The following is an 8,440-nucleotide window of genomic DNA, read 5'->3' as shown; positions in this document are numbered from 1 at the left end:
TCGAACTCGCCTTCGGCTCAGACAATCGCTCGCCCTGATCCGTTTTCGGCTGCGCCCCTCGGCCCAGCCCGACGGGTTGGGGGGAAAGACAAATACCAACACCAATTCGGGGAGGCGAGGACGCGCTTTGCGCTCCTCGCCGGAGCCCGATTGCGCTCCCGCTCCCGATTTCGTCCCCACCCCTTCTGGCTGCGCCGAGGAGCGCAGGTCCAGCCGGATCAGGGCGAGCGATTGTCTGAGCGTAGCGAGTTCGAGCTCGACCCCGGCTGGACCGAGCACCGCAGGCTGCCCGCAACGAAGCGGAGGGTCGCAGGCAGCGGGGGCGCCTTTTCTTTGCTTACTTTCTTTTGGCGAGCAAAAGAAAGTTACTTGCCGCCGGGCAACCCCCGGCTTGCTGACAAAACCAAACTCTTAAATCAACGACGCGGCTGTCAGCTTGACATGCATTCAGGCAACAGCGACCTCTTTGGCGTCGCGGGCCTCTTTCACCCGCTCAGTCAAGTGCTCCAACGCTTCCCGCACCTGGTCCACCAGGATCAGGCACAGGTCACCCGGTTGCAGACGGGCCAGCGCGGTGTCGATGGCAACAAACTCACCGCGGATTTCTTCGATGTGTTTGGTCCGCGCGGCGCCTGCCAGGCCTTCGCGCAGCAGGCCCATGACTTCGCCATCGGCCCGGCCGCGCTGGGCGGCGTCCTGGTAGAGCAGCACATCGTCAAAAGCCTGGCCCAGGATGATGGTCTGGTCGCGGATGTCGCTGTCGCGGCGGTCGCCGGCGCCGCTGATGACCACGCTGCGGCGCTTGGCTGGCATGGCGTCCACAGCCGCCACCAGCGCGCGCATGGCATCGGGGTTGTGGCCGTAGTCGGCAATCACGGTGGCGCCGCGGTAGTCCATCACGTTGAAACGGCCGGGCGCGTTATTCGTATCACTGACAAAGCTGGCCAGGCCGCTTTTGAGCGTGTCCCAGGTCACGCCAACGGCCCAGGCGGCGGCCAGTGCGGCCATGACGTTTTCAACCTGGAAGCCGATGCTGCCATTGCGCGTCAGCGGGATGCTGTGCAGCGGAACGCGCTCGCGCCACGCGCCTTCAGCCGCGACCAATGCGTTGCCGTCAATGTAGACGGTGCGTTTGCCCTGGGCACGGTGGGTGGCCATCAGGGGGTGGTGTCGGTCGGCGGCAAAAAAGATCACATTGCCGGGGCAGGTGGGCGCCATGGCCGCAACGATGGGGTCGGCCGCATTGAGCACGGCGTAGCCGGTGGGAGAGACGTTTTGCACGATCACGCGCTTGAGCACCGCCAGGTCTTCGACCGTGGTGATGTAGTTCAGGCCCAGATGATCGCCTGTGCCTACGTTGGTGACGACTGCGACTTCACAGCGGTCGAAACCCAGGCCTTCGCGCAGCACACCGCCGCGCGCGACTTCAAACACGGCAGCGTCGACATCGGGATGCATCAGCACGTTGCGTGCGCTTTTCGGGCCGCTGCAGTCGCCGCTGTCGGTCTGCCGGCCGTTGACATACACGCCGTCGGTGTTGGTCATGCCACAGCGCAGGCCGCTGGCCGTCAGCAGGTGCGAAACCAGGCGTGTGACGGTGGTCTTGCCGTTGGTGCCTGTCACGGCTACTACTGGCACGCGGCCGTCGTCGCCCGGCGCAAACAGCTCATTGATCATGGCGCCGCCAACGGCGCGGCCCTTGCCATAAGACGGCGACAGGTGCATGCGCAGGCCGGGCGCGGCGTTGACTTCGACCACGCCGCCGTTCTGTGCTTCCAGCGGCCGTAGAACGCTTTCGCAGACCACGTCCACGCCGCAGATGTGCAGGCCCACCATCTGTGCGGCGGCCACCGCACGGGCGGCGACTTCGGGGTGCACGTCGCCGGTCACGTCGGTGGCGGTGCCGCCGGTGCTGAGGTTGGCGTTGTTGCGCAGCACGACGCGCCGGCCGCGCGCCGGAATGGACTCGGGCGTGAGGTCCTGCGCATGCAGGCGTGCCACGGCGATCTCGTCAAAGCGGATTTTGGTCAGCGATGTGGCGTGGCCTTCACCGCGGCGCGGGTCCTGGTTGACGATATCGACCAGCTCGCGCACGCTGTGCAGGCCGTCACCCAGCACCTGCGGCGGCTCGCGCCGGGAGGCCGCCACCAGCTTGTCGCCGACGACCAGCAGGCGAAAGTCGTTGCCGGGCAAAAACTTCTCGACCATGACCGCGCCGTGTTCAGCGGCCGCGCGAAAGGCGATGTTCAGGTGGTCGCGCGTGACGATGTTGACGGTGACCCCCTTGCCCTGGTTACCGTCCAGTGGTTTGGCCACGACCGGCAGCCCGATCTGCAGGGCAGCGGCCCAGGCGTCGTCGGCATCCGTGACCGGCCGGCCCGTGGGTACCGGCACACCGGCGGCGAGCAGCAGCTTTTTGGTCAGGTCCTTATCCTGGGCAATCGATTCAGACACCGCACTGGTGGCATCCAGTTCGGCTGCCTGGATACGGCGCTGGTGCGAACCCCATCCGAACTGCACCAGGCTGCCCTTGGTCAGGCGTCGGTAGGGAATGCCCCGTGCCACGGCCGCATCCACAATGGCGCCAGTGCTGGGCCCCAGGCGCTCGTCTTCGTCGAGGTCGCGCAGCTGGGCAATGGCGGCATCGACGTCAAAGCCGGATTCGGTGAGTGCGGCGTGGATCAGCGCCCGGGCAAGTTCCAGCGCCAGGCGGCCGACGGCTTCTTCGCTGTACTCGACCACGGTCTGGTAAACACCGGGCTCCAGTGTGGCCCCGGTATGGCTGAAGGTGACCGGGCAACCGGCGTTGGCCTGCAGGGCCAAAGCGGCTGATTCCAGCACGTGAGCCAACGAGATCGGGCCGACGTAGCCGCCCGGTCGCAGCGCGCCTATGGCCGGGAACAGCGAGCGCACGCGCGGCTCGAAGCCGGGCAGGGTGTCGATAGCGCGCTCTGCCTGGGAGCAGGTCACGATGGCTTCAAGCGCCGTGTGGCGGCTCCAGAGGTTGGGGCCGCGCAACGCGCGTATGCGGGAGACTTCCATCAGTATGTCTTTCCTTCGGGGCCGGGGCCGTCAGCAGGGGTGTCCAGGTTGAAGGCTTCAATGCCTGCGCCTATCAGGTTGAGCGAAATGCCCAGTGCCCAGGCCGCGGCAATGGCGGCGAGCAGGCTGTTCTCAGCGGTCGGAGCGTGGCGGCCCTGCCAGAGAGCCAGCTTGTCCAGGCCCGGTAAAAACACCTCGCCGGCGCCGGTGGCGAGCACCACCTTGCCCTGTCGCATGAACACTGCGCGGCCGCCGCTGCCCACATGGGCGGCGATGGCGGCTTGTGCGGGATCCTCTGCGTAAAAAATGACCTCACCGTCGCACAGGCCGGCCATCTCCACAATGGCGGGGACCGCTGCATTCAGCACGGCGACACCGTCGGGCAGCACCACATCAACTTGTGATCGTATGACCCTGAACATGCCGTCTTCGCCCGCGACGTCGAACTCGCCCAGCGTTTCAGCACCGCCAAGGTCGGTGACCACGCCAACCTGGCAGCGGTCGTAAGCCAGGCCGCTGCGCAAAATGGTGTCCGCGCCGTTTTCAAGCACGGCAGCCTGTACCGCGCGGTTGATCAACAGGCGCTGGCCGGCTTCCCAATGCCTGCAATCGGTGGCATCCAGGCAGCGCCCGTCGAGAAACAGGCCGTCGCGGCAGGCCAGACCGGTGTGCCGCCCCGACAGCTGCAGCAGCCAGGCCACCAGGCGCGCAATGTGCTGGGTGCCGGCAGAGCCAGCCACGCCGACCACCGGAATACGCCCGCTTTGCGTGCCTTCCGGCGCTTCCGGAAACAGGTGATCGCAGATGGCGCGGCCTACCGGTCGCGGTGCGCCCTCGGCGGGTTGGAGGTGCATGAGCAGACCTGGACCGGCATTGACCTCCACCACGGCGCCGCCCTGAAGGTGCAAAGGGCGCGAGATATTCTGTGCCACGACATCCACGCCTGCGATGTCCAGCCCAACGACACGGGCCGCAAGTGAAACCACGTGGGCCACATCGTGATGAACTTCGTCAGTGCAGTCGATCGACACATTGCCGTTACGCTGGATCAGCACCGCGCGGCCGGTCACCGGAACGGAGAGCGGTTCCAGTCCCTGGCGCTGCAGCTCAAGCTGGATGGCGGTGTCCGTGTCGATGCGGATGGGGCTGAGCGGGAAATCCTCGCTCGGGCCACGCCGTGGATCGGTGTTGAGCTGTGTTTCGATGAGTTCACGCACGCTGGACCGGCCGTCACCGATGACCGAAGCCGTTTCACCGCGTGCTGCGGCAACCACCCGGCCGCCCACCACCAGCAACCGATGCTCTTGCCCGCGCACAAAACGTTCGACCATCACTTCGCTGCCGTGCCGGGCGGCAAGCTGGAAGGCTTCTTCAAACTGGTCCTGCGTATTGAGGTCGAGCGAGACGCCCCGGCCATGGTTGCCGTCAGTAGGCTTGACGACCACCGGCAAGCCGATTTCCTGAGCCGCTTCCCAGGCCTCTTCCGCGCTTTCGACGATTTCGCCCTCAGGTACCGGCACACCGCAGGAGGCCAGCAGGCTTTTGGTCAGGTCCTTGTCGCTAGCGATGCTTTCTGCAATGGCGCTGGTGAATTCGGTTTCGGCCGTCCAGATGCGGCGCTGGCTGGCGCCGTAGCCCAGCTGCACCAGGTTGCCGTCGTTCAGGCGGATGTGCGGGATGCGCCGCTCGGTGGCGGCGGCGACGATGGCGGCTGTGCTGGGGCCCAGGTAACACTCGTCCACCTTGGCGCGTACGCGGCCAACGGCCGCCTGCAGCTCTGCATCGCCATAGGCCTCGCTGTTGATGGCCGCCATCAGCAGGCGGTGGCCTTCGGCCAGCGCGCTGCGCGCGACCTGCTCATCGCGCGCGCGAACCACCATGCGGTAAATGCCGCGCTGCGAGGTGCTGCGGGTCTGGCCGAACCCGGTAGGCATGCCGGCCAGGTTCAGCAGCTCGATGACCACATGTTCCAGCACATGCCCGGCCCAGGTGCCTTCGACCAGCCGCTGGATGAAGCCCCCGCGCTCGCCGACACCGCAGTGGTGCTCCAGCAGGGCCGGCATCAGGGCCACCAGCCGGTCGCTGAAGCCGGGTAGCAGGTTGGAGGGGAAATCCTCCAGCGTGCCGAGATCCATCCAGACTTCCAGCACGGGCCGGTAAGTCCAGATGTTGGGGCCGCGCAGGTAATTGATGCGCAGAAGCTGGATGTCGTCCTTTTTGCTCATGTTTTGCTGAATCCGGTCAACCGGGCGGGCCGGGACAACGTTCTTTTCCTGGTGAGCGCCCAAAAAGGGCGCTTTTGTTTTGGGCGAAAATCCGGGGTTCAGCCCCGTTGTCTCAGAGGCACCGGTTTCCACGGCTTCCACATCACAATGCAACATTCCCATCCGGTTGACGCCTCCAGCGAGGCTGGCCATGCGCAGACAGACCTGCGCGCGCAGCTCGCAAGCCATGAGAACGTTCTATGTACAGTGCTGGTTGACCTGAATCGGCAACTTCGCTTTTCCCGGGGTTTGCTGGCATTGACCGACCGCCGCCTGATGGCTAGAGACCCGGAAACCGGCCTCTGGAACAGTTGGCCTCTGCCGGACAAAGCCCCCACGCTTGTTACTGCGAGTACGTCGCTGCCCCCCGAGGGGGCTGTGCTTGCTCGGGGCGGCCCTTCGCTGCGCACGTCGGCCCTGTCCCTGCGCCATTTCGACCATGCCGGCGTCGGCACGCTGGAGCTGCATGATGGCAGCGGACGGCTGGCCAGCTGGCGCTTCACGCTGGCGGCCAATGTGCAGGCGCTGCGCTTGCTGCGCCTGTTCGAGCAGCAATTGGCGCCAGGCCAGGGCGCTGTCGGGGACGACACGGCCTTGTGTCCTCTGTGCGACACGGTGCTGCCACCGGACAGCGACGAATGTCCGACCTGCGCCCGCGAGCTGCATACCCCGCCGTCCACCTGGGTCTTGCTGCGGCTCTGGCGTTTTGCCCGGCCCTACCAGGGGCAACTGCTGGCGGGCTTTTTGCTGACGCTGGCATCCACCGCGGCCACCCTGGTGCCGCCTTACCTGACGATTCCGCTGATCGACGACATCCTGATCCCGTTCCAGAACGGCCAGCAGATCGAGTCCTGGAAGGTGCTGGCCATCCTGGGCGCCTTGCTGGCGGCGGCGCTGGTCGGCTGGGGCCTGAACTGGGCGCGCACCTATTTGCTGGCCCTGGTGTCCGAACGCATAGGCGCGGATTTGCGCACCGCCACCTTTGACCACTTGCTGGAGTTGTCGCTGGACTACTTCGGCGGCAAACGCACCGGCGACCTGATGGCGCGCATCGGTTCGGAAACCGATCGCATCAATGTTTTCCTGTCCTTGCATGCGCTGGATTTTGCGACCGACGTGCTGATGATCCTGATGACCGCCGCCATCCTGTTTTCCATCAACCCCTGGCTGGCGCTGGTGACCCTGCTGCCGCTGCCTTTTATCGCCTGGATGATCCACGCGGTGCGCGAACGCCTGCGCACCGGCTTTGAAAAAATCGACCGGGTCTGGTCGGAGGTGACCAATGTGCTCGCCGACACGATTCCGGGCATCCGGGTGGTCAAGGCCTTTGCCCAGGAAAAACGCGAAGCCCAGCGTTTTCGTGATGCCAATGTCCACAACCTGATGGTCAATGACAAGCTCAACAAGGTCTGGTCGCTGTTCACGCCCACGGTGTCGCTGCTGACCGAAATCGGCCTGCTGGTGGTTTGGGCCTTCGGTATCTGGCTGGTGTCGAAGCAACAGATCACCGTGGGTGTTCTGACGGCGTTTATTGCCTACATTGGCCGCTTCTATACCCGGCTTGATTCCATGAGCCGCATCGTCTCGGTCACGCAAAAGGCCGCGGCCGGTGCCAAGCGGATTTTCGACATCCTCGACCACGTCTCCAATGTGCCGGAGCCGGCCAGTCCGGTGCCCATGACGCCGCTGCAGGGTCGCATCGAGATGAGCGGGCTGGGTTTTCGCTACGGTAACCGCGCGGTGATCCGCGGGCTGGACCTGAGCATCCAGCCCGGCGAGATGATTGGTCTGGTCGGCCACAGCGGCTCGGGCAAAAGCACGCTGGTTAACCTGATCTGCCGCTTTTACGACGTGACCGACGGCAGCATCAGCGTGGACGGCACCGACATCCGGCGTTTTACCGTGGCGGATTACCGGCGCAACATAGGCCTGGTGTTGCAAGAGCCCTTTTTGTTCTTCGGCACGATTGCCGAAAACATCGCCTATGGCAAACCGGGCGCCAGCCGCGCCGAGATTGTGGCCGCGGCCCGTGCCGCCCATGCACACGAGTTCATCCTGCGCCTGCCCCAGGGTTACGACTCACTGGTGGGCGAGCGCGGCCAGGGCCTGTCGGGCGGCGAGCGCCAGCGCATCTCGATTGCGCGCGCGCTGCTGATCGACCCGCGCATCCTGATTCTTGACGAAGCGACGTCTTCGGTGGATACCGAGACCGAACAGGAAATCCAGAAAGCGCTGGATAACCTGGTGCAGGGCCGAACCACCATTGCCATCGCGCACCGGTTGTCTACCCTGCGCAAGGCCGACCGCCTGGTGGTGATGGACCGCGGCCAGGTGGTCGAGGTCGGACCGCACGACGAACTCATGGCGAAACAGGGCGCTTACTGGCGGCTCTACGAAGCGCAGGCGCGCCAGGTGGACAGCGAAGGCGACCAGGACGCCGAGGAAGGGCGCATTGCGCTGGCCACTTCGCAGGTGGCCCACACCGCCCAGCGCAGCGGCAATGCCTGAAGGACTACGCATGACTTCTCCCCAATCCTTGACCAACCCCGCTTTCCAACTGGAGCGCCACGCTTCGGGCAGCTTGCTGTTGACGGATGCGAAGGGTGAGCAGCACCTGGGTGTGGTGCCGGTGCGCGCTTTTCCGATTGCCGCGCCCGACGAAGGTATGTCGCTGGTAGGCAGTGAAGGCCGTGAGCTGGTCTGGCTGGACAGCCTCTATGGCCTGCCATCGGCACTGCGCAGCCTGCTCGAGGAAGAACTCGCGTTGCGCGATTTTGTGCCCGAAATCACGCGCCTCAAAAGCGTCTCCAGCTTCGGCACGCCCAGCACCTGGGCGGTGGAGACCGACCGCGGCGACACCTCGTTTGTGCTCAAGGGCGAGGAAGACATCCGCCGGCTGAGCCGGCAGTCGCTGCTGATTGCCGCTGGGCATGGCGTGCATTTCAGTGTGGAGGACATGGGCGCGCTGGATCGGGCTTCGCGGCGGCTGCTGGAACGCTTCCTTTAGTACCTCCCGACGCGGCAGTCATCCCGGACTTGATCCGGGATCCATGTTGGCCAGCTCTTGCTGTGTGGTGTGCCAGCAAGCCGGGGGTTGCCCGGCGGCAACTCACTTTTCTTTTGCGTCGCCAAAA

The 8,440-nt window shown here is 65.2% G+C and carries 4 protein-coding genes; 2 read left to right on the top strand and 2 right to left on the bottom strand.

Features of this window, described 5'->3' with window-relative positions:
• Positions 1-447 precede the first annotated feature (447 nt).
• Positions 448-3,042, bottom strand: coding sequence for a cyanophycin synthetase (cphA, locus tag ABI660_RS21845; protein ID WP_348072103.1), 2,595 nt, complete (start codon positions 3,040-3,042; stop codon positions 448-450).
• Positions 3,042-5,267, bottom strand: coding sequence for a cyanophycin synthetase (gene cphA / locus ABI660_RS21840; protein ID WP_348072101.1), 2,226 nt, complete (start codon positions 5,265-5,267; stop codon positions 3,042-3,044). The genes cphA (ABI660_RS21845) and cphA (ABI660_RS21840) overlap by 1 nt, the downstream gene beginning before the upstream one ends.
• Before the next feature lie 147 nt (positions 5,268-5,414).
• On the opposite strand from cphA (ABI660_RS21840), the gene ABI660_RS21835 reads away from it, so the two are divergent.
• A complete protein-coding gene (locus ABI660_RS21835; protein ID WP_348072099.1) occupies positions 5,415-7,814 on the top strand; it encodes an ABC transporter ATP-binding protein in 2,400 nt (799 codons plus the stop codon).
• A 10-nt stretch (positions 7,815-7,824) separates the two neighbouring features.
• A complete protein-coding gene (locus ABI660_RS21830) occupies positions 7,825-8,313 on the top strand; it encodes a DUF1854 domain-containing protein (protein WP_348072097.1) in 489 nt (162 codons plus the stop codon).
• The last annotated feature ends 127 nt before the right edge of the window (positions 8,314-8,440 follow it).

This window comes from Polaromonas sp., from assembly GCF_039930745.1.
Classification (GTDB): domain Bacteria; phylum Pseudomonadota; class Gammaproteobacteria; order Burkholderiales; family Burkholderiaceae_C; genus Polaromonas.
The sequence above is the reverse complement of the archived record's forward strand: the minus strand, read 5'-3'. Positions and strand labels throughout refer to the sequence as shown.